This window comes from Pseudoalteromonas phenolica (assembly GCF_044788725.1).
Lineage (GTDB): Bacteria > Pseudomonadota > Gammaproteobacteria > Enterobacterales > Alteromonadaceae > Pseudoalteromonas > Pseudoalteromonas phenolica_C.
This window is the reverse complement of the sequence record NZ_CP173161.1, coordinates 2,824,478-2,848,758: the sequence shown is the minus strand read 5'-3', so window position 1 is coordinate 2,848,758 and position 24,281 is coordinate 2,824,478. Positions and strand designations below refer to the sequence as shown.

The 24,281-nt window shown below is 39.5% G+C and carries 23 protein-coding genes; 14 read left to right on the top strand and 9 right to left on the bottom strand.

The genetic code is table 11. The features are described from left to right. Positions 1-7: 7 nt before the first annotated feature. The 6 genes from ACH784_RS12915 to ACH784_RS12890 are packed head-to-tail and all read left to right on the top strand — an operon-like array spanning position 8 to position 6,565. Entirely contained in the window at positions 8-745 is a 738-nt protein-coding gene (locus ACH784_RS12915) for a class I SAM-dependent methyltransferase (protein WP_404390820.1), read from the top strand. Further along, positions 742-1,782 carry a hypothetical protein gene (locus tag ACH784_RS12910; protein ID WP_404390818.1) on the top strand — a complete coding sequence of 347 codons (1,041 nt, stop codon included), beginning with the start codon at positions 742-744 and terminating at the stop codon, positions 1,780-1,782. Before ACH784_RS12915 ends, ACH784_RS12910 begins: the two co-directional genes overlap by 4 nt. 9 nt (positions 1,783-1,791) lie before the next feature. Next, positions 1,792-3,144 (top strand): FAD-dependent oxidoreductase, encoded by a 1,353-nt coding sequence (locus tag ACH784_RS12905; protein WP_404390816.1) that lies wholly within the window; start codon positions 1,792-1,794, stop codon positions 3,142-3,144. 23 nt (positions 3,145-3,167) lie between these two features. Continuing rightward, positions 3,168-3,842, top strand: coding sequence for a class I SAM-dependent methyltransferase (locus ACH784_RS12900; protein WP_404390814.1), 675 nt, complete (start codon positions 3,168-3,170; stop codon positions 3,840-3,842). A 17-nt stretch (positions 3,843-3,859) separates the two neighbouring features. After that, positions 3,860-4,813 carry a GNAT family N-acetyltransferase gene (locus tag ACH784_RS12895; protein WP_404390812.1) on the top strand — a complete coding sequence of 318 codons (954 nt, stop codon included), beginning with the start codon at positions 3,860-3,862 and terminating at the stop codon, positions 4,811-4,813. Positions 4,814-4,858: 45 nt separating this feature from the next. Further along, on the top strand, positions 4,859-6,565 hold the full coding sequence (locus tag ACH784_RS12890; RefSeq protein WP_404390810.1) for a class I SAM-dependent methyltransferase: 1,707 nt from the start codon (positions 4,859-4,861) through the stop codon (positions 6,563-6,565). Between the two features lie 49 nt (positions 6,566-6,614). On the opposite strand, the gene ACH784_RS12885 is transcribed toward ACH784_RS12890, so the two are convergent. Together ACH784_RS12885 and pseI are read right to left on the bottom strand one after the other, a co-directional pair. After that, a complete protein-coding gene (locus ACH784_RS12885) occupies positions 6,615-7,907 on the bottom strand; it encodes a DUF4910 domain-containing protein (protein WP_404390808.1) in 1,293 nt (430 codons plus the stop codon). A gap of 7 nt (positions 7,908-7,914) precedes the next feature. Beyond that, positions 7,915-8,985 (bottom strand): pseudaminic acid synthase, encoded by a 1,071-nt coding sequence (gene pseI, locus ACH784_RS12880; RefSeq protein WP_404390806.1) that lies wholly within the window; start codon positions 8,983-8,985, stop codon positions 7,915-7,917. A gap of 281 nt (positions 8,986-9,266) precedes the next feature. On the opposite strand from pseI, the gene ACH784_RS12875 reads away from it, so the two are divergent. After that, positions 9,267-9,677: a hypothetical protein gene (locus tag ACH784_RS12875; protein WP_404390804.1), complete on the top strand. Its 411-nt coding sequence runs from the start codon at positions 9,267-9,269 to the stop codon at positions 9,675-9,677. Here ACH784_RS12875 and pseG read toward each other — a convergent pair. The 6 genes from pseG to pseB are packed head-to-tail and all read right to left on the bottom strand — an operon-like array spanning position 9,674 to position 16,271. Continuing rightward, a complete protein-coding gene (gene pseG / locus ACH784_RS12870) occupies positions 9,674-11,194 on the bottom strand; it encodes a UDP-2,4-diacetamido-2,4,6-trideoxy-beta-L-altropyranose hydrolase (protein ID WP_404390802.1) in 1,521 nt (506 codons plus the stop codon). The genes ACH784_RS12875 and pseG overlap by 4 nt on opposite strands. After that, on the bottom strand, positions 11,194-12,477 hold the full coding sequence (locus ACH784_RS12865; protein ID WP_404390799.1) for an aminotransferase class III-fold pyridoxal phosphate-dependent enzyme: 1,284 nt from the start codon (positions 12,475-12,477) through the stop codon (positions 11,194-11,196). The genes pseG and ACH784_RS12865 overlap by 1 nt, the downstream gene beginning before the upstream one ends. Before the next feature lie 17 nt (positions 12,478-12,494). Further along, complete coding sequence (locus ACH784_RS12860) at positions 12,495-13,229, bottom strand: cytidylyltransferase domain-containing protein (protein WP_404390797.1); 735 nt, start codon at positions 13,227-13,229, stop codon at positions 12,495-12,497. 23 nt (positions 13,230-13,252) lie between these two features. Further along, on the bottom strand, positions 13,253-14,131 hold the full coding sequence (locus ACH784_RS12855) for an aldo/keto reductase (protein ID WP_404390795.1): 879 nt from the start codon (positions 14,129-14,131) through the stop codon (positions 13,253-13,255). Beyond that, on the bottom strand, positions 14,128-15,273 hold the full coding sequence (gene pseC, locus ACH784_RS12850) for a UDP-4-amino-4,6-dideoxy-N-acetyl-beta-L-altrosamine transaminase (protein ID WP_404390793.1): 1,146 nt from the start codon (positions 15,271-15,273) through the stop codon (positions 14,128-14,130). The genes ACH784_RS12855 and pseC overlap by 4 nt, the downstream gene beginning before the upstream one ends. Continuing rightward, positions 15,270-16,271, bottom strand: a complete 1,002-nt coding sequence (gene pseB / locus ACH784_RS12845; RefSeq protein WP_404390791.1) for a UDP-N-acetylglucosamine 4,6-dehydratase (inverting) — start codon at positions 16,269-16,271, stop codon at positions 15,270-15,272. Before pseB ends, pseC begins: the two co-directional genes overlap by 4 nt. Positions 16,272-16,521: 250 nt before the next feature. Here pseB and ACH784_RS12840 point away from each other — a divergent pair, with 250 nt between their 5' ends. The 5 genes from ACH784_RS12840 (at position 16,522) to ACH784_RS12820 (ending at position 20,714) form a co-directional block, all read left to right on the top strand. After that, a complete protein-coding gene (locus tag ACH784_RS12840; RefSeq protein ID WP_404390789.1) occupies positions 16,522-17,307 on the top strand; it encodes a flagellin in 786 nt (261 codons plus the stop codon). Positions 17,308-17,470: 163 nt separating this feature from the next. Then, positions 17,471-18,913, top strand: coding sequence for a sigma-54 dependent transcriptional regulator (locus ACH784_RS12835; protein ID WP_404390787.1), 1,443 nt, complete (start codon positions 17,471-17,473; stop codon positions 18,911-18,913). Between the two features lie 3 nt (positions 18,914-18,916). Next, the gene (locus ACH784_RS12830; protein WP_404390785.1) at positions 18,917-19,750 is read left to right on the top strand and encodes an alpha/beta hydrolase; all 834 of its coding nucleotides are present in this window, start codon (positions 18,917-18,919) and stop codon (positions 19,748-19,750) included. Positions 19,751-19,815: 65 nt separating this feature from the next. Beyond that, on the top strand, positions 19,816-20,340 hold the full coding sequence (locus ACH784_RS12825; protein WP_404390783.1) for an RNA polymerase sigma factor: 525 nt from the start codon (positions 19,816-19,818) through the stop codon (positions 20,338-20,340). Between the two features lie 2 nt (positions 20,341-20,342). Beyond that, positions 20,343-20,714, top strand: a complete 372-nt coding sequence (locus ACH784_RS12820) for a DUF6768 family protein (RefSeq protein ID WP_404390781.1) — start codon at positions 20,343-20,345, stop codon at positions 20,712-20,714. A 92-nt stretch (positions 20,715-20,806) separates the two neighbouring features. On the opposite strand, the gene ACH784_RS12815 is transcribed toward ACH784_RS12820, so the two are convergent. Beyond that, positions 20,807-21,400, bottom strand: a complete 594-nt coding sequence (locus ACH784_RS12815) for a DNA-3-methyladenine glycosylase I (protein WP_404390779.1) — start codon at positions 21,398-21,400, stop codon at positions 20,807-20,809. Positions 21,401-21,631: 231 nt separating this feature from the next. Between ACH784_RS12815 and ACH784_RS12810 the strand changes: the two genes are divergently transcribed. Both ACH784_RS12810 and ACH784_RS12805 read left to right on the top strand, forming a co-directional pair. After that, the gene (locus ACH784_RS12810) at positions 21,632-22,768 is read left to right on the top strand and encodes a sensor histidine kinase (protein ID WP_404390777.1); all 1,137 of its coding nucleotides are present in this window, start codon (positions 21,632-21,634) and stop codon (positions 22,766-22,768) included. After that, a complete protein-coding gene (locus tag ACH784_RS12805; RefSeq protein WP_404390775.1) occupies positions 22,765-24,174 on the top strand; it encodes a sigma-54-dependent transcriptional regulator in 1,410 nt (469 codons plus the stop codon). The genes ACH784_RS12810 and ACH784_RS12805 overlap by 4 nt, the downstream gene beginning before the upstream one ends. Positions 24,175-24,281 lie beyond the last annotated feature (107 nt).

Genomic DNA, 24,281 nt, shown 5'->3' with positions numbered 1-24,281 from the left:
GAATGTGATGTCTAATTATAAATCGTCCGCGACATACAGTGAGAAAACCGAGCGTTGGTATGACGAATCTTATGAAAATGAAGGCTTCAAAGCCCAACGCCTATACCCTAATGAAGAACTTCTTCGTTTTTTAGGTCGAAAGTTTTTCAATAGTACACATAGAGAAGAAAGAAAGTCGATTCGAGTTTTGGAGCTTGGTTGTGGTTCAGGCGCAAATCTATGGATGATTGCGAAAGAAGGCTTTGATACCTATGGGATTGATATTTCGAAGCAAGCTATTGATTTAGCTGAATCAATGTTAAATCATTGGGATGCCAATGCCACTTTGATCAAGGGGAGCTTTGAAGAGTTACCTTTTGAAGACAATTACTTTGATGTAATTGTCGATGTGTTTTCTACGAATTGTTTAACTCAAGCAGCGTTTGAAAATTGTTTGCAACAGGTTGCACGTTGTTTGAAGCCCTCAGGTGCTTTTTTTTCTTATACGCCTTCCACTGCAAGTGACGCATTTAAGAATCACCATCCGGCAAAGTTGATAGATTCTTGGACTCTAAATGGGGTGTATAGAGAAACCTCTCCATTTTGTGGGCAAGCTTATCCATTTCGATTTACGACCCCAGAGCATTACTCTAAATTATTAGCAGAAAAAGAAATTAACGTTGATTATATCGAAACTGTTGGTCGAACGTACAACAACTTAACTGAGTATTTTGAATTTGTTGTTGTCTCAGGAACTAAGGCATGACTTTTGATCTCATAAAATGGGTTGAACAATATGCTTTAAATGCAAAAATGGATGTTCGAATAAATGATGAGGCTGCACTGAGAGAATTTATTGATTGCAGTGGTTGCAGCATCATAGATCATTACTCTTGGATGATTGCCTATCACCAAGAGTATTTAGCAAGCCAATATAGCCAAGTTTCAAGTGCCTCTATTTTGCTTCAATCAAATGGCAAAGCTGCCGGGGTGTTTACCATAAACGTTCGTAAAAGTGCTCAAGGATATGAAATTGGTAGCAGCTCCTCAGAAATATTACCTCCTTTCATAGAGCAAACCTTGTCGAGAAAAGTTAAGCATAAATTATACAAGCAATGCTTCAATTTGATCCTGTCTTTGGGTGAAGAGCTTAAAACCCCTAAATTAGCTTCTAGCTTTGATTATATAAATGGTGTTTATGAGCCTTGGTATAATTTATTTGCAAGCCAAGGGGCGCAAATAAAGGTTAGCCAGAACCTATTTTGTGACCTTTCATTTTCTGAATCTGAATACGCCAATATGATCCGAGAGCGTTATAAAAATCACATTAAACGTGCGGAAAAACTCTGGCACGTCGTTGTAAAAACAGAGGTTTCATGGCAAGAGTTTTTAGCTTTTCAACAGCTACATTTAGATGTTGTAGGTTTTAAAACTCGAAGCGACCTGTCGTGGGAAATGCTGTTTAATGCTGTTAACCGACAAGAAGCATTTATCGTGTTTGCTATGGATCAAAGTAATGAGCTTATTGGTGCGGCATTATTTACTGTATCGAATAAAGTAGCTACTTACTCGGTAGGTGTATATGACAGAACTTTATTTGCAAGCCCGGTTAGTCATTTAGTTCATTATTATGCAATAAATAAAATGAAAGAAATGGGCTTAAATACTTACTTTCTTGGCGCTAAAAATGCATTGTATGAATGGCATGAGCCTTCAGTAAAAGAGTCAAAAATTGGTGAGTTTAAAGATGGTTTTGCTACTTATTCGTTACTTAAAACTTATTGTTCGATTGATTTAAAGTAAGGTGTGATTATGGCAGGTTGTGTAGTTGTCGGAGGAGGGATTGCGGGCCTGTTCTCAGCAATATTGGCTAGTAAGTATTTTGACAAGGTGACCCTTATAGAGAGTGCTGAGAAATGTGGCGGGCTGTTGTGCTCTTGGCAAGATGAAGATGGAAATTACTTTGATCTTGGAACGCACATATTGTCAGAAACCGGTGATCCAAACGTTGATGATATTTTATTTCGTGATGTTCATAAAAATAAGCAAGATTGGCATCATTTTGAAATAATGAAAGTATCAAGTAGCTTTAATGGTCAACATTACAATACAGGTCAATTTGTTCCTTTAAACTTTCTTGCGGAACAAGATTACGAAAAGGCACTTGTACAGTTGCTAAGTGCGAAAGGCTTGTCTATAGATGAAGCGGATAATTTAGAAGAATTTGCACTGAATAACTATGGTGAGGTTATTACAGACAAAATCTTTAGGCCTATTATGCACAAACTGCAAAGTGCAGAGCTTAAAGATTTGCATCCATCAGTGCATTATATTTTTGGATTAAGTCGATTTATTCCAGGTTCAGCAGAACTCGCTAGGGAATTAAAACAATCCCCAAAATATGATAAAAAGTTGGCATTTGCTTCCTATTATGAAGGCGTTAGTGATATTCCAAAGTACTATCCAAAACGGGGCGGAGTTGAGCTATGGGTTGATTATTTGGTTGAGCAGGCTATCGAGCTAGGTGTAGAAATTTGTACCTCTGAAAGCGTCACTGGGCTAAGGTATGAAAATAACAGTATCGCAGAAGTGACGACTCAAAGTGGCAAAAAACTGCAGTGTGACCATGTAATATGGACAATACCACCTGTATTTGCATTAAAACTACTCGACTTGCCATTAGCAAATGTTCCTGTTCGATTTTGTCCTACATCACTACATCATTTTGTTTTAGATCGACCTTTTTTAGACAAGAACTTTTATACGAATGTTTATGACACGGAAAGTGCTGCATTTCGTGTCACTTTTTATCCCAATATTAATCATGAACCTACAGAAGGCCCAAACACCTGTACAGTAGAAGTTATTGGTGAGTTTAATTTAGAAGAACAGGCGCTTAACGACAGGATCATATCTGAGCTTAAATCTCTTGGCTATATTGAGCCATTAGCTCAAGTGCTCAGCGTTTCAACCACTAAACTGGCTATGGGCTTTCCGCAGCTAAGTACAGCTTTTGTGAATGAGAAAATTCGACAGGTTGAAGCCCTTGAATCTAAAGTGGAAAATATCACTTTACTTGGTAAGGCAAGTAAATCAGAGTTTTTTGTATATAGTATTTTACAAGAAGCTTTTGGACAGTTAACAGGCAAGTTTGGTGGTCATTAAAGATCCCAAAAATAGAGAAAAATATGAGTAAGTTTAATTGGCAGGCCATTTATGAAGCTGGTGAACAGCTCAATCAGTACCCTTATGATTTTGTTGTCTCTCACTTTTTTAATTTAAGAAGTGCAAGAAAAGATAATAAACTCAAAGTACTTGATTTAGGTTGTGGTGCTGGAAATCATGCAATTTTTTGTGCAGAACAAGGCGCACAAGTTGTCGCGTGTGATTTTTCTGTTGCTGCGCTTGAAGTATTAAAGCAGCGTGCTGCGGACAAAGGTTTAGCCGATAAAATTACGACACATCAAGTCGATTTTGATGACTTTGAACTCCCTTATTCTGGTTTCGATATTGTGATCGACAGACTGGCTGTCACAAACGTGTCTCAGCAGAGTGCTCAATCAGTATACGATAGTGTTTATGATGCAATGGCGAAAGACGGTGCTGTGATAGCTAACTTTTTTACAGATTCACACTCACATAAAGAGTTTGGCCAATTTTGTGACAAAGAACAGGTGTGGAAGCATTTTTCTGATGGTATTTTTAAACCACTGATAAGTGCAAACTTTTATACTCAGAAGCAGATTGAAAAACTATTTGAAAAGTATGAGTTCGAAGCCCTAAATCGTGAAACTGATGAATCTGTATTGAAAGGTAATCCCTCATGTTTATCTACATGGAAAGTCATTGCTAGAAAGCTTTAATTTTTAAGGGCATAACATTGAGTGATTTTGAATTAGTAAAGTGTACAGATCTTGTTAAGTGGACTGCGTTTGTCAGTAGTTCTATTCACGGCAATAAATATGCTTTAGCTGAAGTCATAAGTGCACTTGGATGCTCCGCCGATTACTGGTTCATTAATAGAAAAGGCAACCCGGTGGCTGCTATTCCTATTATTACACATAACTCGGTTGGACAGGGGTTACCTATTCATTCGTACTATGTTGGTATTATGCTCCATCCAGAGGTGACTTCAAGTAAAGATAATAGGCGAACAGAATGTGAGATTGCAATAACGCAGTTTGCAATGGAAGCCCTGTCACTAATTTATGACCAGTTTGAATTAAGTTTGCACCCTACGATGAAAGATATTCGAGGGTTTGATTGGTTTAACTATCACACACCACAAAATGGAAGAGCGGTTATTTCGCCGCAATACACGGCTATATCAAATTTACAACCTATAACTAATATCCGTGATGCTGCTAGAGGATCTAGGCGAAGAGAAGAGAAGTATGCTTTTCAAAGAGAATCACTTCTGTTCAGTTATGATGGTACAGTAGATGAATTGCTCTCTCTTTATAAATTTACTTTTGCTCGTCAGGAAATTGAGTTGACGAATGAAACACTGAAGGCAACGCGACAGTTTGCAGAGTATTTAATAGAGAGCCAGCAAGGAGATATTGCGGTTGTAAGAGATAAGGAAGGAAAGGCTGTTGCGGCTGGGTTAGTAATGTATGATTTCCATAAAGTTGCACATATACCAGTAGTTGGAACTGGCGAGAGTCGCTATGGTGGTACTTTACTGTATTTCCAAATGATGGAACATGCTGCCAAAAAAGGTTATCAGTATATGGATTTTAATGGGGCTAATTCGCCAAACCGTGGCTACTTTAAACACAGTATCGGCGCTAAGGCGCAGTTGTTCTTTCATGTACGCTGGGTACGCCCATAAATTGTGTTGAGATAGTTAAATTAGGCCACGACATATGGATAATGTATGAAGAATGCGAATGTTAGGCATGCTAAGAGTTTGATCGCGGCAAAACAATACCTTCAAGCTTCTACTGTATTAGAAACCTTATTGCAAAGTGACCATAAAAACGTCGAGCTTTTAACTTGTTTGTCTCTGTGTCAAAGCCACCTGGGAAATAAACTTGAAGCGATAGCCGCAGCTATTGATGCAGTTAGGTTTAGTGGGTTTGAGCACGCTTGCTATGTCTCTTTATTTAGTACCTTAGATTCGAACGATTATCCTCACTACCTTAGGCCGTTAGAGCTGGTTTTGCTTGAAGCCTTAAATGATAAATACCTTGAAGGCCAAGCCATTGAGTTTCTAAGAATTCAGTTTTTTGCTAAATACAGAAAAGTCTTTGCGAAGCCGATAGAGAGTTTAACTGAAGAATTAGAATTGATGATCGCGGATCCTTTGCTTATTGCGATTGTTTCTCGTGGTATTACCCCGCATCATCAACTCGAAAAAATTATTTTGTTAGCAAGAAAAGAGCTATTGTACTGTATTGCGAATAATTTAGATGCCAGAGCTTATCAACCGACAATTAATGCGATTGCATGTCAGAATTTGTTGAATGATGGGGTGTATTTTCAAACTGACGAAGAGCTAGCGCTAATTTCAGCTTTAGCACATTGTGATAAACAGTTTGCTTATGCAGCCGTCGCCCTAAAAATTTGCTATGCAAACTTTGAACAGGCTCTGAGTATTTGGGCGGAAAATAAAACGTTATTTGAGCATGTTAGTTTGAAGCTCTTAGGAGATGATCTCGCTTTTTACGCCTCTGTAGCATCGTCCCCAAGCTCTGAAGAATATGAAGTAGCTGATGCGACTTCCCTCAGTGTACAGTCATTTTATGCCGAAAATCCTTACCCAAAGTATAAAGTGGTAAAACTCAGTGCGCTGAATGTATCACAGTGTATGGCAAGACTTGGGTTAGAGCAGGTCGAAAGGCCCAATATTTTAATTGCTGGGTGTGGGACAGGGTTACAAGCAATAGAATTAGCATATGCAAATAAAGATGGTCATGTGACCGCAATCGATATTAGCCCTACAAGTCTTAATTATGCTAAAAAAATGGCATCAAAATACCAGCTAGAGAATATAGAGTTTAAGCTCCATGATATTCTTAATATTAGCAGTCTAGGGCAAAAGTTTGATTATATTGTTTCAACAGGTGTACTTCATCATATGTCCAGTCCGCAAGCAGGACTAAACGCACTGGCGAAACAGTTAAAAAATAACCGTTTAATGGTACTTGGCTTTTATAGCAAACAAGGGCGCAGACAGCTTAGTGAAATTAGGGATAACTTAATACGCCATTTTAATGCTAACGGTGTTCAAGATATAACGAAATCATCTTTGCCTGAATGGCGACATAGTTGGAGTGAAGAGCAAAAACGAGCGCTTTGGTTTTGCAGTAATGACTTTTTTAACACACATGGTTTAATGGATGCCATTTTGCATCCTCAAGAAACTTACTATGATACTTCTGAGCTAAAAGATATGCTTGATGAAGCGGGCCTTAGTTTTAAGTCAATGGCTTTAAATTCAGTTCAGCGAAGTTATTATCAGCAAAAAATCAATCAAGTTAATCCAATGACCTTCGGTGAAAGCTTAGAGCGCTGGGGGCAGTTTGAATCCTTGCACCCTGACTTTTTCTACTCAATGTACAACTTTTTCGTTTATAAATAATAAAGTAAACAGCAACTGATCAAAATGAGAGCAGTTGCTGTGACTGCTTTTAAAAGTGTGGATTATTATCGACAACCTCAAGAAGCTTAGCAGCTTTTAGGTTTTCGATAATCTCGTAGAGCTCCCACATTGGCACTTGTATTTTTTGTGCTATTTCTAATGTTGACAATGTACCGTCGCAATAACTGATAAAGTTCATCATATTACTTACCATCGCATTGCTTTGTTTTGTACTGAGGTTAGGGTAAAGGCCGCGTTTACCTAATTGAGGTTCGCAAAGCACTGTGAGCTTAAGCACCTCATTTTTCTCTATCACTTCTAGACACCTTTGCAGTGCTAAATACCCGCCATTAAGCCCTTCAGGTGTCACCAAATTTAGATCATCGAGCGAAGTGTGGTACTCGGGATAATGGTTATATTTAGTACGCATTATACAGGCAACTGGTAAATCTACGCCTGGTGCACAGTAACGGCGTTCGTCACTACCGCTTTCATAAAAAGGATAAGTTTTATAGGCTTGGTCGGTATGATGAAGTACATGCTGAGCGACAGTGTCTGAAAGTGTATTTTCTGCTCTTGAAGGAATATAAGAATAATCTCTATTATCGCCAATACAAGTAATGTTATAGCCGGCGATAACTTTTTCTTTCATTTCATCAAGATGGCGACTTAAATAGGTAAGCGACCCAATAGTTTCTGGGATAAGAATAATACGATAGCTGTATTTTAATTTTTCTTGTTGTAATAACCATTTAGCTAGAAATGTTGTGACAGTCGGTCCGGATAGCTCATTGTTTGCAAGAGACGGGTGGCAAACATAGCTTGAAAGAAACACTTCTTGCTCTGATTCACCTGGGATAAGAAGCTCGGCATAAGTTAAATGGCCATCCTTCAACTCAGAGTCAATTACAACCTGATAGTTACCTTCCTCGAGTTGTTCATATTGAATTTGTGATAAACAAAATCCCCAGTGTGGTGAGTAATAAGACGTAATATAGGGAATTGCATCTGGTTGCTCAGGTAACGTATATAGATGTGCTTTTAATTCATCCAACGACAGCGTTTTATTGACTGGTATAGAGTACCCAATAACATGCAAATTACTCTTTTTAAAGTCAATAATTTTTTTACCTTGCGGGTCTAAAATATAAGCGTCATTGATATTCCACTCTTTGGGAACCGTCCAATCAAAGCATTTTGTGCCACTAGGGACTTCGTACATTTTGAGGTCAGGAATGTGTTTTTGAATAATTTTCAAAGACTGGCGTACACCATTACCTGTGATGCTTCGACAGATCGGCCACAGCTCTTGAGCAAGTTGGTGGATTTCTTTTCCTATCATGATAGTCCTAGTCCTCTGTTTGACGTGGTTTGTTAACAAGCTCCCATTGCATAGGCGTACCTTTGGCGATATCTTGTTCGGCAATTGCTCCGATTAGTGATCCATAATGTTTAGGAGCTAAACCAAATCCAGGACGAATTCTACGAATGTTACGCTCATTAAAGGCTTCGCCTTTTTTAATATCTTCTACGACATAGATTGAGCGTCTAAACTGCAAGTTCGCGGATTCTGCTTTTTTTAGTTCATAATTTGCTCGACCTAAAGATAGCCAAGCATCTTTGGTTGTATCACACAGTTGCTGCAACTCGTTTGGTTCTAGAGAAAAAGCCGCATCAGGACCGCCATCTGCACGCTTTAAAGTAAAATGCTTTTCTATTACTGTTGCGCCGAGTGCTGTTGCTGCTACTGCGGCGGTTGTACCCAGAGTATGATCTGACAGCCCCACTTGTACACTAAAGTCTTGTTTAAGTTTAGTGATAGTGCTTAGGTTTGATTCAGCGATTGGAGTAGGGTAGCCGCTAATACAATGCAGTACGATAAGTTCTTCATTACCATTATCTTTTGCAACTTGGATAGCTTCTGCAATCTCGTCATAAGTTGCCATGCCAGTCGATAAAATCATTGGTTTTTTGGTTTTGGCAACTTTGGCAATTAAAGGGTGATCGACTAATTCAAAAGACGCGATCTTATATGCAGGGGCATTGAGTGATTCAAGAAAATCAACAGCAGTTTCATCAAATGGCGAGCTAAATAAGGTTATGCCTAGGCTATTAGCATAAGAAAATAGCGCTTGATGCCAATCCCAAGGAGTATGAGCCCACTCATATAGCTGGTATAAATTTTTACCATCCCAAAGGCCACCCTCGATCTGAAAGTCAGCCTTATCGCAATCAATAGTCATAGTATCTGCGGTATAGGTTTGCATTTTTACCGCACTGGCACCGGCTTGTTTGGCTTGTTTTATTAACTCTTTAGCTCGGTTGATGTCTCCATTGTGGTTACCAGACATTTCAGCAATGATGTAGGGGCTAAAACCTTCGCCTATATAGGTGTTATCTATTTTAATTGGATTGCGCATAACGAACAGGAATGTAATTTTGTTTACGTTAGAGTGTATCTTACTTTTTGATTAGATTCATTTTTGGCGTGAAAATCAGGTTATTAAATTTGGTGAATAGTGATATTACATACTCATTAGTAGGGCAAGTTTGCCTGACAAAGTAAAACCCGATATGCTAACCGTATAAGCCATTATTTATAAGGCAATTTTCATCGTTGTTTTGTAAATAATGTAAAGCGAACATTTAGCGTGCTCTGCAAAACGTGGTGGCTCGTCAATATATACAAAAGTTGGATACAATGAGTGAATTAAAACAGCTTAACCAGTTGATGTTGGACTCTGCTGAAGATGCTATCAAATATGTTAAACATATTAGCGATAAAGACATAAAATTAGACTACGCGGGTCTTGGAGAGCTTGATCTCGTTCTTGATGAGCTTGCAAAAGAAAATGCCATGACGCCGCTTGAAGATAAAGTGCTTTTTACAGTAAGTACCATGTTTGGGGCTTTTATCGGTGAGCTTTTCAAGATAGAGGCTGGCGGTGAGTGGTTTATGGATGAAAGTGACCCTAAAGCTCCGTTTATCGTTTTAAATTATGCAGGACGCGCTTACCCATTTGCCTCGGTGTGTTTTGAGAAAATCGTAAATAACTCAGAAATTAGTGCATGCCGATATTTTGAGTTAGCACTAAGTAACCTCGAAGCTTAATGTACCTGATTAAGAATAAATAAATCATCAGCAACTCGTTGGAAACCCGCTTTAGAGAATAGGGCCTGAGAGGGCAGATTATCAGGGTGAACAGTAGCCGTTATAGTAAGCGATTTAAACTTATCAGGAATTGCATAGAGGGCAAGTTCTGCTAGTCCTCTACCGTGTTGTTTAGGGTCAATTAAAATTGAAACTTCATATGATTTGTCGTGTTGATCGAGTCTAAGCATCCCAACAGCCACTTCACTTTGGTCAGCCCAGCGCTCTGTGATGATAAATAGATGACGTGACGGGTCTTTTAATACTTGCTCATACCATTGACAGTGCTCTTCATAACTTATTTCATGATTGGTTCTAGAATATTTCCTGACTATTTTTTGCGATTGCCAATGAAAAAGCGTTTGTTTGTCTTGTTCAGTTGCAGCTCTTAAATAAACATTTGATAGATTTAAAGCTTTGAGTGCTCGTTTTGCGCCCCGTCCATCGCAACAAGCAGCAGCCTTTTGCACCATAGAATGATACAGAGTTTGTGAGTCTATTAAGTTGGAAATCGCATCTTTCACTTTATTTACTGTAAGCTGCGAGGACTTCCCTAAGTTGATAATCGCACCCTTGCTCGAAAGTTTGTCTAAAACCAGAGCTTGGTTATCGGCCAGTTCGACAGCTAAAGTGGGTAAACCAAGACAGCACCTTTCCCAAGCCGAAGAGCCACTGGCTCCGATAGCAATATCTGCCTGATACATTAACTCAGTCATGTTGTTTACGTCGGTGAGTACTTTAAGCCAAGGGCAGTTTGTACTTATTGACTGAAAATAGCTTAGAGATTTACTCTTACTCGGAATAACCAATGTGACCTTTAGTGAGGACTCTAAAAACAGATTTACTTGGCGGACCGCTTCGACAACCAGCTTATTTATTTCTTCAGCATCAGAGCCGCCCATATTGATTAGGAGCTCTTTTACTGTGGTCATACTTTTACGTCTTAACATGGCTTTTTCTCGCCACTTTACAAAGTCATGCCTTAAAAGCATATAAGACTTGCCCGTTAATAACCGACAGTCTTCGGGGACTAACCCCGTGTATCGTTCTCCATCTGTATCTAAGGTTTGATCAAGCAAGAAATCACAGCGATGAGTACGATTTGCTAAATCGTCGATGACAAGGATTCTCTCACAATAGGCTTTTATTTCCTCGTGGTACCAAGGTGTTTGTATGGCATAGCTATCCACAATTAGCAGGTGTTGTTGCCCTAGTTGCGCGATTACCTTTTGCGTGGATTTAGCGTCTTGCTCTAGTGTAGATAGTGAGCTAGAGGGCATTCTGACTAGATTAAACTCGTTTCTCAGTAGCTCAGATTCACAGAAGGGGGTTGTTTGAGCACTTATAAAGGTCGCAGTGAGTTTTATATTTTGTTCCGACAGTTGTAGGCTTAACTCCTCAACCAGCGCTAGGCATCTCATAAAGTGGCCAGCACCGATAGTTGAGCTGGCATCTGTACGCACTGCGACTTTTAACATTATCTAACCTTGAACACGTTTTCTAAGGGGGTGCCGGTAAAGTACTTATCAAGGCATTGTTGTTCAACTGCGTTTACCAGTATAGGTAGTACTTCATCGTAAGCTGTTAATAAGGAGTCAATGTGATGCGCTTTATGCGAAAAAGACAAATTGTGGCTGCTGTTAATTAGAATGCCACGTTTGGCCATTTCTTGAATAAATAACGAACGAAGCTGAAGTGCACTGTAGTTACCTTGAGGAGCAATATTGAAAAATGACCAGCTAGGGTGTCCAGAAACAGACATCCATGATTGCGTATTATGTGTCTCTATTAGATGCTGCAACCCTTTGCTTAATGTGTCTCCTAATGTTGTGACATGATTGATGACGTCATCTCTTTGCATTTTTTCAATAGTTGCAAGCGCGGCGGCAAGAGAGAGTGTTTCACCTGCAAAAGTACCTGAGAAGAATATGTCATTCATTAGTGCCATAATATCTGCTCGGCCGCAAATAACAGAAATAGGGTACCCGTTAGCAATGCCTTTACCAAAGGTTGCCATATCGGGGGTTACTCCAAATAAGGATTGGGCACCGCCAATATCGAATCTAAAGCCAGTAATGGTTTCATCAAAAATTAAAACTGCACCAAATTGCTCGCAAAGTTCTTTCACACCTTGCAAAAAGCCTGCTTCTGGGAAAGCGACATTCATTGGCTCCATGATCACGGCAGCAATCTCATTCGCCTCTAAAATAGCCCGAAGAGACTCTAAATTATTGTATTGAAAAGTATGGGTGAGTGATTGTACTGCTTTTGGAACACCGAGGTTTCTAGAAGTACTGCCAATATACCAATCTTGCCAACCATGGTAACCACATACGGCAACATGCTCTCTGTTTGTAAAAGCGCGAGCAAGGCGAATGGCTGCAGATGTTGCATCACTACCATTTTTAGCAAATCGAACTTGTTCAGCGCAAGGAATGAGTTCGCAGATTTTCTTTGCCACAGAGGTTTCAATCGGGTGTGATAGAGAGAATGACACGCCAGATTGCATTTGTTGCATTACACTTTGGTCAACATCTGGATCGCAATAGCCCAAAGAAATAGCAAGCAGGCCGTTCACAAAGTCAATATATTCATTTCCATCAACATCACTCACCATACAGCCTTTGCCGTGGCTAAGAAAAAGCGGTGCAGCATTTTTTGGAAAAGCCATTTGGCTTTTACTGAAGGTTTGGGCTCCCAGAGGAATATAATTCAGAGCACTTTCAAGGTGTTGGTTTGACTTATTATATTGACTCATCATGTAAATTCTCTAATTAGTTAAACTTGTTTGGCTTCATTTCTTGAAAACTGTTTATTGTCATCGAGCCAAGTCGGGTTTTCAGCCAATAGATTGAGGGTTTTCTGCAAATTAAAGTTTGTGTCTAGAGGGTATAAGGCTGAATAGATTTTCTTGATTAGCGTTAAATCTTCAGGGTGATCAACCGTTAAGCGAAGCAAAGGCAATTCTGTGGGGGCATCATAGTTTACGCATAAAAACTGTTCCTGATGTGTAAATAAAAAGGGCGTAACATGCTCTCTTTGATGCGCAGTATCTGCCTGTGATTGTGCACTATGCAGTGCGCTCGCTTTCATTACTTCTACATCTAACCCATCAGGATACATTGCTGGATGACAGTTACTGGTAAAATCGGCCTTTGCAGCTAGATGTTTTGCGACGATATTATCAACAAGTTCACTGTCAACTAGTGGGCAGTCTGCAGTTATCCTAACGATATGATCAGCCGGGTACATTTGACTCGCCATATAAAAGCGATTTAACACATCATTAAGTGAGCCTCTAAAACACGCGATATGATGACTATCACAGAATGTAGATATGGCATCATCTGAGTGTTCATTACTAGTCAATACAACGACTTCATTGAGCATTTTTGCATTTTTTAACCGCTCAACGATATGTTGTAACATCGGTTTGTCGATAATATTGGTTAATACTTTGCCAGGTAATCGACTTGATGACATTCTGGCTTGAATGAACGCATTTACTTTCATGATTATAACGGACTCTAACTTGATTAAGCTTTTATCGGCCAAGTAGCAGGATTTATGAGGGCTAAGTTATGACATTTAAGCATTTCAAAATCGATTGCATTTGAGTTAGCTAGCTCTAATGCTTCATTATGATGATTAAGTATGTCTGATAGTTGAGATTGAGCACATACTCCGATAACCGCTCGGTTGATAAAATCAAACTTATATATAATTGCAAGCGCAAGGCTGATTGGTGCGCAATTAAGCTGCTGACATACTGAGGAAAATCGCGCAAACTCAGCTGAAAATGGCCTGAAATGTTCAGGCAATGTTTCAAAATCTGCTAATAATGCTCCCTGTAAGAATAGTGAGCGAGCATGAACTTCGATATTGAGATTATCATAAAGTGCTAAACAATTAGCTGCAGAAAAGCGTTGATCAAAACAATTAAAAGGGACTTGTACAATTTCAATAGGAAACAGTTCGCATATGCGAACTAACTGCTCTGGTGAATAGACAGAAACGCCAATCTTGGCTATTTTTCCCTGTTCTTTTAGTGAAACAGCCTGTGCAAAATTATGGCTCGCATGGCTATTTAATAAATCATCAGCATCGTGAAACAAAACAGCATCTAAAAAGGGTCTTTTTAAAATGTGTATGCTGTTGGTGACTATTTGAGAAATACTACTTTGGCTAGCTCTCAGGCTGGGGATTTTAGTTATAACATCAAACCTTGAAAGCGCTGAGATACTTCCCAGCACAGTTTCACTATCACCGTAAGCCGGTGCGGTATCTAAAGTGCATATACCTTGCTCAGATGCATAATTTAAAATCTTACACGCTTCAAGCTTTGACACTTTTCCAGCATTATTGGTGACACCATAGTTTAGGCCAAATTGCGCTGTGCCGAGTGCTATTTTCATAAACAATTACGAAGTAACTTAACGACTTGATCTTGCTCCTGAACAGTAAGGTCAGGAAAGAGAGGCAAGGTAATTATTGAATTGTAAAATGATTCTGCGTTAGGGCAATAGCCTTTACTAAACCCTTTTTCTCTATAAAAAGGTTGCCAGTAAATAGGAATGTAGTGGACATTAACGCCAACGCCATGGGATTTCAATGTATCAAATGTTTTCCTACGTATTGAACGATTTTCTAAACGAATAATAAAGAGGTGGTAACTACTATAGTTATCTTCTTGTATTTCTATAGGGGATACAGGCAATTCACTTAGTAATTCATGGTAGCGCGAAGCGAGTAAGTTTCTTTTACTGACAAACTCATCTAAACGAGTTAATTGACTCGCGCCTAGAGCAGCTTGTAAATCTGTTAATCTGTAGTTGAACCCTAATTCACGTTGCTCGTAATACCAAGCGCCTTCTTCTTCAGAACTTAATGCTGATGGATCCCTAACAACACCATGACTTCTTAGTTGTCTAAGCTTTTGTGCGATCTCATTGTTGTTGGTTGTCGCAATACCACCTTCACCAGTTGTAATAATTTTAACAGGGTGAAAACTAAACACACAAATATCACTATATTTGCAACTGCCAACAGGCGATGCTTTGTATGCTGAACCAATAGCATGCGATGCGTCTTCGATAACCTTGAAGTTAAATGTCTCGGCTAATTTTGAAATTCTGGCCATATCACAAGACTGACCTGTTAAGTGGACAGGAATAACAACTTTAGGGAGTCGGTTTTCTTCAGCGGCTTGTTTTAATTTGTTTTCAAGCGCTGTAACTGACATTAAGCCCGTATTTATTTCTACATCTACAAAATCTACTTCTGCACCACAGTACAAAGCACAATTACTTGATGCCACAAAAGAGATAGGGCTAGTCCAAACTATATCCCCTTTACCAACGCCCAGAGCTAAACATGCAAGGTGCAAACTCGCTGTGGCATTACTGGTTGCAACAGCGAATTTTGCCTCGCAGTACTGAGCTATTTTGTTCTCAAAATTAGGTACTTGAGGGCCTTGAGTTAAAAAGTCCGAACGTAATGTTTCAATAACCGCGTTTATGTCGGCATCGGAAATGTTTTGTCGTCCGTAGGGGATCATTTTAAAGCCAACTCATTAAAATCTTTGATTTCTTCAACACTTAAAAAGTGTTCGTTGTCTCTTGAGTTATATTCGAAATTAGGGGTAACAGCACTGCCTTTTTCACCAAGAGCGTTGGTTGTAAAATCATTACTGCGGCTACTGAATTTAATCCCAGGTGCAATAACATAATGATCATTATATTCATAAGTATCATAGCTTAGATCCGCTGGGCACATTATTTCATGCAGCTTTTCTCCAGGTCTAATTCCGATCACTTTAACAGGTAAATCTGGCGCCATAGATTCGGCTAAGTCAACGATCCGAATTGAAGGTATTTTAGGAACGAATATTTCGCCACCAAGCATGCGCTCAAAATTTTTCAGTACAAAATCAACGCCTTGTTGCAGGGTGATCCAAAAGCGAGTCATTTCAGCATGAGTGATAGGAATGAAATCTTTTCCTTCATCAATAAACTTTTGGAAAACAGGAACAACAGAGCCTCTTGAGCACACAACATTGCCATATCTTACGACAGAGAAAATAGTACTATGACCGCCAGAAATGTTATTGGCTGCAATAAACAACTTATCAGAAGCAAGCTTAGTTGCACCATATAAGTTGATAGGGTTTGCTGCTTTGTCAGTTGATAGCGCTATCACTTTTTTAACTTCGTTATTAAGCGCTGCATCAATGACATTCTCAGCACCTGTAATATTGGTCTTGATACACTCCATAGGGTTGTATTCAGCCGCAGGTACTTGTTTTAATGCTGCAGCATGAATGACATAATCAACACCACGCATCGCCCTATTTAGGCGATCTTTGTCGCGCACATCTCCAATAAAGTAGCGCATACAGTCGTCGTCGAACTCTTGTTGCATTTCAAACTGTTTCAGTTCATCTCTAGAGAAAATGATGATTTTTTTAGGGTTATATTTGGCTAGGAGTGTTTTGGTGTATTTTTTACCAAATGAGCCTGTGCCCCCAGTAATAAGAATAGTTTTATTATTAAACATAAAGTCACCTATCTCTCTGCATTGATATGTTTACAGTTCATACAGAGTGCGAATATTAACCAAGTCTTCAGTTAATCATAAATAATATAATTGTCAGTACTTTATAATACTTGAAAATACTTTGCAGTAATTATACCTATCTCAGTTACGTAAATGTGTTCAAAGGAGATATTTTTAGCATTATAGGCTAAAATTTATCCATAAAGTGTGCCGAAGATTTAATTCATAGTGCAGTTGGAATGGAGGACTTATGAAAATTTCATCTACTAACTTAAATAGTTCAATCAGTAATGCCGATTTGACGGATAAAATCAGCAAACAACTTGCTTCTGGTAAACGAATTAATAGTGCTGCCGATGACGCTGCGGCACTGCAAATAATCGATAGACTTAATTCTCAACTATCCGGTACTCAGCAATCAATTCGCAATGCCTATGATGGTATTTCTCTTTCTCAAACCGCTGACTCTGCACTGTCGGGTGTTGGGGATGCTGTATCTCGTATTAGGGAGTTGTCAATTCAAGCGGGAAGTGGTGCGCTCACGGATTCAGATAGACAAGCGCTTCAGCAAGAAGTCAGTCAGCTACAAACACAAATAACAGAGACGTTTGAGAATACCAGCTTTGGCGGTAAAGCAGTATTTGATGGTGAAGATACTAGCTTTCAAGTAGGGCCTAATGCAAACACAACGCAAGTATTGAGTGGTACAGATGGCAGTTTTAGTAGTGCAATTTTAAGTGTAGATATTTCAACGCAAGCAGGAGCGCAAGCAGCTTCAACAGTTGCAGATGATGTGAGTGAAGCGATCAATGAACAACGAGCACAATACGGTGCATTTGAAAATTCTTTATCAAGCACCATAAGAAATTTAGGAAGCCAAGAAATTAATGTGGCACAAAGCCAAAGTCGTATTCAAGATACAGACTATGCACAGGCTGTTTCGCAACAAGTTGCGAATGATATTTTGTCGCAAGCCTCTATCGCGATCCGTGGGCAAGCAAACCAATCGGCATCTTCAGTTTTAGGTCTTCTCTAACTCTTTGATGTATATATCAATACAAAAGTATTGATATAACTCATACTAAGTGGCATTTTTTTGGCGATAGAGTCAAAAACTTGCCACTTAGGTATTGCATCCCTGACACACTCCCTTACAATCTTTTATTAAGTCACATTGATAGAAGCATTGGACTCCTTAAATGGTTTTAATCTTAGATAACAATAATAATCGCGCGAATGGCTTATCAGCCGCTCTCAACTTTGTGGGGCAACCTGCGCAAATGGTTTCTGAAAGTGATTTTCAGAAAGAGATGTCTAAGACTAAAGATGCCATAGTCGTCCTCGGTGCGCTTGCTGAGCTTGATCACGAACAAGTCATTAAAGCCTCTCCTGCGACTCCTTTTTTGTTAATAGGCGAAACGCTCAAACCACTTTTAGACCTCGCTAACGTTATTGGCTTAATCTCAGAGCCGTTTATTCATGATGTAACCATGCAATTGTTGCATGATGCTCAGCAATACCTTCGAATGCTACCTAACAAAGCTGATGCAACAGCGGGCAAGAGTTTCGATGGTTTAGTGGGTGAAACTGAGGCGGTTAAGCAAGTTCGCTTTTTAATTTCACAAGTGGCGAAAACTGATGCCAATGTATTGATTTTAGGTGAATCAGGCACTGGTAAAGAAGTCGTTGCACGCAATGTTCATCTGTTATCCAAAAGAAACTCTGGGCCATTTGTGCCAGTTAACTGCGGTGCGATTCCAGGTGACTTATTAGAGAGCGAATTATTTGGTCATGAGAAAGGTGCATTTACTGGCGCAATTTCAGCACGAAAAGGTCGCTTTGAACTCGCTCAAGGTGGTACCTTATTTCTAGACGAAATTGGTGATATGCCATTGCAAATGCAGGTAAAATTGCTTCGAGTGTTGCAAGAGCGCAGTTATGAGCGAGTGGGCGGTACAAAAGCAATTCAGGCTGATGTTCGAATCATTGCTGCGACTCACAGAAATTTAGAGACCATGATAGAAGACGGTAAGTTTCGTGAAGACTTATTTTACCGTTTAAATGTTTTCCCAATTGAAAACCCATCTTTGCATGAGCGCGCAGATGATATTCCACTGCTATTAAATGAGCTTATGCGCCGCGTGCATGAGCAAAGTGGTAGCACAGCTAAGTTTACAGAGCGTGCAATTGAGAGTCTCAAAGCCCACCCTTGGCCTGGTAATATTCGAGAGTTGGCTAACCTTGTTGAGCGTATGGTGATTATGTTCCCTGAAAAGGTAGTTGATGTTACTGATTTGCCGACTAAGTATCGCCATATTGAAGTTGAAGCATTTGAGCCTGAGTATCCTGAAGAACTACTTGAAAAAGATGCGTTTAACGAGCTATTTAGTAGTGGCTTTAGCGACTATGATGAAGAGTCGGTTGAGTTTGACTCTGGGTTCAATGACTCTGCAAATCAGTTTGGGCTATTGCCAGATGAAGGTATTGAATTAAAAGAGTACTTGGCTGAATTAGAAGTGAGTTTAATTACTCAAGCGCTAGAAAGAAATGACTACGTGGTGGCCCGTGCAGCTGAAATCCTTGGGGTACGTCGTACCACGCTCGTAGAAAAAATGAAAAAGTATAATTTGAATAAAGACTAAAAAATGAAAATTAGAGCAGGGTTTAAATTTATATGCGTCTTGCTCTTTATTATTACTGCAATAGCAACTTTATTTTTGATGGTGCTTAGATTCAATTTAGACGCACTTATTCAACCCCCAATTGATTTCCTTAAACCAACGCAAAGTGTTTTTTATCGTTATAAGTCAGCAGAATTAGATGAGTTGACACTGCGCCGATATGGTGAAGATAAACAATCTTGTGTGATTTTCTTTCCGGGTCGCTCAGGGGCAGTTGCAAGCTATGAAAAATCTCTTTTCCCCTTATTTACAGAATCCGGACTACAAGTTTTTGCTCTTTCTTATCCAGGTCAGGATGGAAATTTAGGCAAATTAAAATTAGCTGTTTTATTAGAGCAAGTTGAGTATGCATTAGAGCATATTAGTCATTTTTGCTCGAAGAATACGACGGTGTTTGTTGGTCGATCTTTGGGGGCTACAGTGGATGTTTTAGCTGCACAAAAGTGGCAACCCAAAGGCGTTTTGCTTGAAGGCGTTTCAGTAGATTTAGCTTCAGTGATTAGTGCAAAAGTAACAGTGCATAAGACCTTTCAAAACTTAATTTATTCATTTATAAAATACATCTTGCAGAATAACTTTGAAATTAACCGACCTCTACTGGGCTATCTTAGCAAAGGTGGGAAAGGGAGCATCTTTCATGGTGAGCTGGATAGTGTGACACCTTTCTCTTCTTTGAAAAGCAGATTAATTCAGCACCCGAACTTAAAACTGTTCGTTGTAGAAGGTGCAAACCACAGTAATGCTTATTTAAAAGCAAAACCTCATTACATAGAAATTTTAAAACAGTCAGTAAATTAATTATTTTTTACGCAACCTTTTACACGTGAGCTGCGTCTTGTAATAAACACAGATTTTGAGATGTGATGAATTCAACAGAATTAACTTTAAAAGTCTTGGATGCTCAAAGCGGGTGTAAAAAGTCGTTTGCTTACATTTGTGAAAATTATTACAAACCAAGCTTTCGTTTTGCAATGAAGCTCAGTAAGCACCCAGATCTTGCGAAAGACATTACACAAGAAGCTTGGACGACGGTCGCGAAAGATATTAAGTCTTTAAAAGAACCGAGTGTATTTAAGGCATGGCTGTTTAGGATTATTTATCGCCGTTTTATTGATACGCAGCGCAAACATAAGCTTCAATCACTCGAAGACAGTGCAGTCCCAGAGCCTTATCAAGAAGAGGAAAGTGAAGAGTTAGATATCAGCAGGTATATCAACCAATTGCCTGAGAATGAAAGATATACCGTGTACTTATTCTATTTTGAGCAAATGAGTTTAAGTGAGATAGCTGTAGTCAGTAATGTGGCAGTAGGAACGGTTAAGTCTCGTCTATTTAGAGCGCGCGCACAGCTGTCGAATTGGTTAAATGAAGACGAGGTGAGGAAATAGAGATGAAATTAGATGATAAAATTAAAGCAAGTTTAAATGCTGAACAGCAGCAGTTAGACAAAGTGATCAGCACAGATGATAGACTATTTGAGCGTATTACAGGAGTTTATCAGGGCAGCATGCGTTGGTGGGTGATGTTAAGTTCTGTAATAGCGCTGTTTTTAACGGCTGGATTTATTTATGCGGGTTTCCAATTCTACATAGCTGACAATGTCTCAGATCAGGTATTTTGGGCAGTCTGGTTTGTTGTTGGATTGATGATACAGGTTGCAATTAAACTCTGGATCTTTATGGAAATGAATCGAGTTGCCCAACTAAAAGAGCTTAAGCGGACGGAGCTGGTAATTTTACAAGCGATTAAAAGGAGTGCCTAAGCTTAATATTAATCCTCTTAATCAATCTTCAAATAAAGCGCTTGATTAAGAGGGGGATATAATTGGCCTTTTCAAGTTGAGTTTGAATTTGCTTAATCAAACTCAATTAGTTTATAAGAATCAATAACTTCTTGCTTTCGAAAGCAGGCGTTATCGTGATCGTTCACCATACCACATGCCTGCATATGGGCATAAACGGTGGTTGGGCCTAAAAACTTAAATCCGCGTTTTTTTAAGTCTTTGGCAAACTTTTCACTGATCTCGCTGGTGGCTGGGTAATCTTCTTTGCTATGTATTTGATTCACGATCGGTTTATTGTTAACAAACTGCCATTGGTATTTCGCGAAGCTACCAAACTCTTGCTGTATCTTTATAAATGCCTTGGCATTATTGATTGTTGCTGCAATTTTTAATTTATTGCGAACAATGCTTGGCTCAGTCATTAAACGTTCGATATCTTCATCTGTCATGGCTGCAACTTTATTGACATCGAAATTTTTGAAAGCAGCTCTGTAGCCGTCGCGCTTTTTCAAAATAGTGTACCAACTCAGTCCTGCTTGTGCAGATTCCAAGGTGATAAACTCGAATAGCTTTTGGTCGTCAAATACTGGGACACCCCATTCTTCATCGTGATAAGCAACGTAATCTGGTTTTTTCTCGTCTAGCCAAAGGCAGCGTGTGCACATTTTTTGTATCCCTGGTGATTGATACCAATCCTCAAAATAGATCACTTAATTAAGAGGATTGGTACGAGTATAAAAAGAGTATATATAAAGCTGTATAAAAAAACAGTGTCAAAAATGTAACACTTAATAAATTGAGTTTAAATGTCAGGTTAATCATTGAAAATTAAGGGTTTTTAATTTTGGCATATAACCTGCTTTATTCGGTTAGTTTAAAGTTTTGAGATTAACGTTATGGCACTAGCACAATTAGCCCAGACATCACATTTATCTCCAGTAACGCCTTTAAGTCGTCGACCTGATTTAGAGTTTAACCCATGTTTACTGCAGGAGGCTTATGTGGGGGAATTAAGCGACTTACGTCAACAAGCAAGTTGGTTAAGTCACCTAGTTGATACTATGCCTGCTGGTGTTGTGGTACTCGATGGTCAAGGCATGATTGCCAAAGCAAATCAAATTGCCATTGATATGTTGGGTGAGCCGCTAGAAGGTGAAAAGTGGTTTAATATCATTCAGCGCTCTTTTAGCCCACAACAAGACGATGGACACGAAGTGTCATTGCGAGACGGTCGTCTGATCAAGCTTGATATTACTGCACTTGCACCAGAGCCGGGTCAATTAATTTTAATGACCGACTTAACAGAAACCCGTCGTTTACAGAAACGTATGGCACACATGCAGCGTTTGAGCTCTCTAGGTAAAATGGTTGCATCGTTAGCGCACCAAGTTAGAACGCCACTTTCGGCAGCTATGCTGTATGCAGCTAATTTAGGTAGTAATAAAGTGCCTGAAGCATCTCGTTCACGCTTTCATGAAAAACTGATGTCTAGATTGAAAGATCTCGAATCGCAAGTAAACGATATGTTGTTGTTTGCAAAAAGCGGTGAGCAGCAAGTGATCGAAAAAGTGTCTATGCAGCAATTGCTTAGTGAAGTGAAAGCGGGTGCAGATGCCATGGTGGCGATGAATAGCAGTGAGCTTGAAGTAAATTTACCAGAACCAGACATTGAGATTTTAGGTAATAAAACAGCGCTCGCCAGTGCCATTCAAAACTTAATTCACAACAGTATTCAAGTGATTGGCAAAAATGCGCACATCACATTAAGCGCAGCGCGTGATGAAGAGTCAGACAGGGTCAGAATTTCAGTGTCTGACAATGGCCCAGGTGTCGATTTAGCGCTGTCAGAAAAAATATTTGAACCCTTCTTTACCACAAAAAGCCAAGGTACAGGCCTAGGTTTAGCGGTTGTTAGCTCAGTGGCTAACTCACACAAAGGTAAAGTAGAAGTTACCAATAATGAGCAAGGCGGAGCGTGTTTTAGTTTACTACTGCCAATTTCATTTAGCACAGAGCAATTGGAGGTTGTATGAGTCATTCAATTTTAGTTGTTGAAGATGATGCAGGATTAAGAGAAGCATTAATCGATACACTTCAACTTTCAGGTTTTGATACGGTTGAGGCGAGCTCTGCCGAAGAAGCGGTGATGCTTTTGAAAAAGCAAACTTTCTCTATTGTGGTCAGTGATGTACAAATGGGTGCAATGAGCGGTTTGGATTTACTCAAAACCATCAAGCTTAACTACCCAGATTTACCTGTGCTGATGATGACGGCTTACGCAACCATTGATGATGCAGTAGAGGCCATGCGTTTAGGTGCCATTGATTACATGGCAAAACCGTTTGCGCCTGAAGTGCTGCTAAATATGGTTAGTCGTTACATGCCGGCAAAAGAAAAAGAAACAGAAGGCCCCGTGGTTGCTGATCCCCAAAGTCTGCAATTACTTGAACTTGCCAATAGAGTCGCGAAATCTGATGCTAGCGTTATGGTGCTAGGGCCGAGCGGTTCAGGAAAAGAAGTGTTGGCTCGATTCATTCATGATAAATCTGAGCGTAAAGACGAAGCCTTTGTTGCCATCAACTGTGCGGCTATTCCTGAAAATATGCTTGAAGCTACTTTGTTTGGATATGAAAAAGGTGCGTTTACAGGTGCAATTCAAGCGTGTCCGGGTAAATTCGAACAAGCACAAAAAGGCACCATTTTGTTAGATGAAATTACTGAGATGGATTTAGGTTTGCAAGCCAAACTCCTTCGCGTGTTACAAGAGCGAGAAGTAGAGCGTTTGGGTGGTAGAAAAACTATCGACTTAGACGTCAGAGTTTTGGCAACCAGTAACCGTGATCTCAAAGAAGCGGTGGCAGAAGGTAAGTTCCGAGAAGATTTATATTACCGTTTAAATGTGTTTCCGTTAATGTGGCTACCACTGAATGAGCGTCCGGGCGATATTGTAGTGTTAGCTGAGCATTTGTTAGCAAGACATACCTGCAAAGCAGGCAAGCCAGCAGTACAATTAAGTGATAGCGCAAAGCAAAAGTTATTATCACATTCTTGGCCTGGTAATGTTCGCGAGCTTGATAATGTTGTGCAGCGTGCTTTGATCTTGCAGCAGGGCGATATTGTATATGGTGAAGATATCTTTATTGAAAACTATCAGCCGAGTTTAGTATCTACAAGAGCAACGAATACGGAAGTGTCGCCACAGATCAATGTGGAGCAACAGGCGCGACATGTTGAGCCTGAAATCAGCGACACAGAAAGTTATGATGCTGCAAATTATAAAGCGACATTGCAAGATAAAGAGCATCAAATTATTTTAGATACGCTCAATAAGTGTAATGGTAAGCGTAAAGATGTTGCTGAGGTACTGGGTATGAGCCCAAGAACTTTACGTTATAAACTCGCTAAAATGCGTGATATGGGGATCCCATTACCTGCATAATTTTTCTACTCTATTAAGAGGCCAAAATCTTGGCCTCTTTTTTAATACTAATCCTTAAAATAACTCACTTAATTAAGAGTATTGGTATTATTGTCAAAAAGTCGACT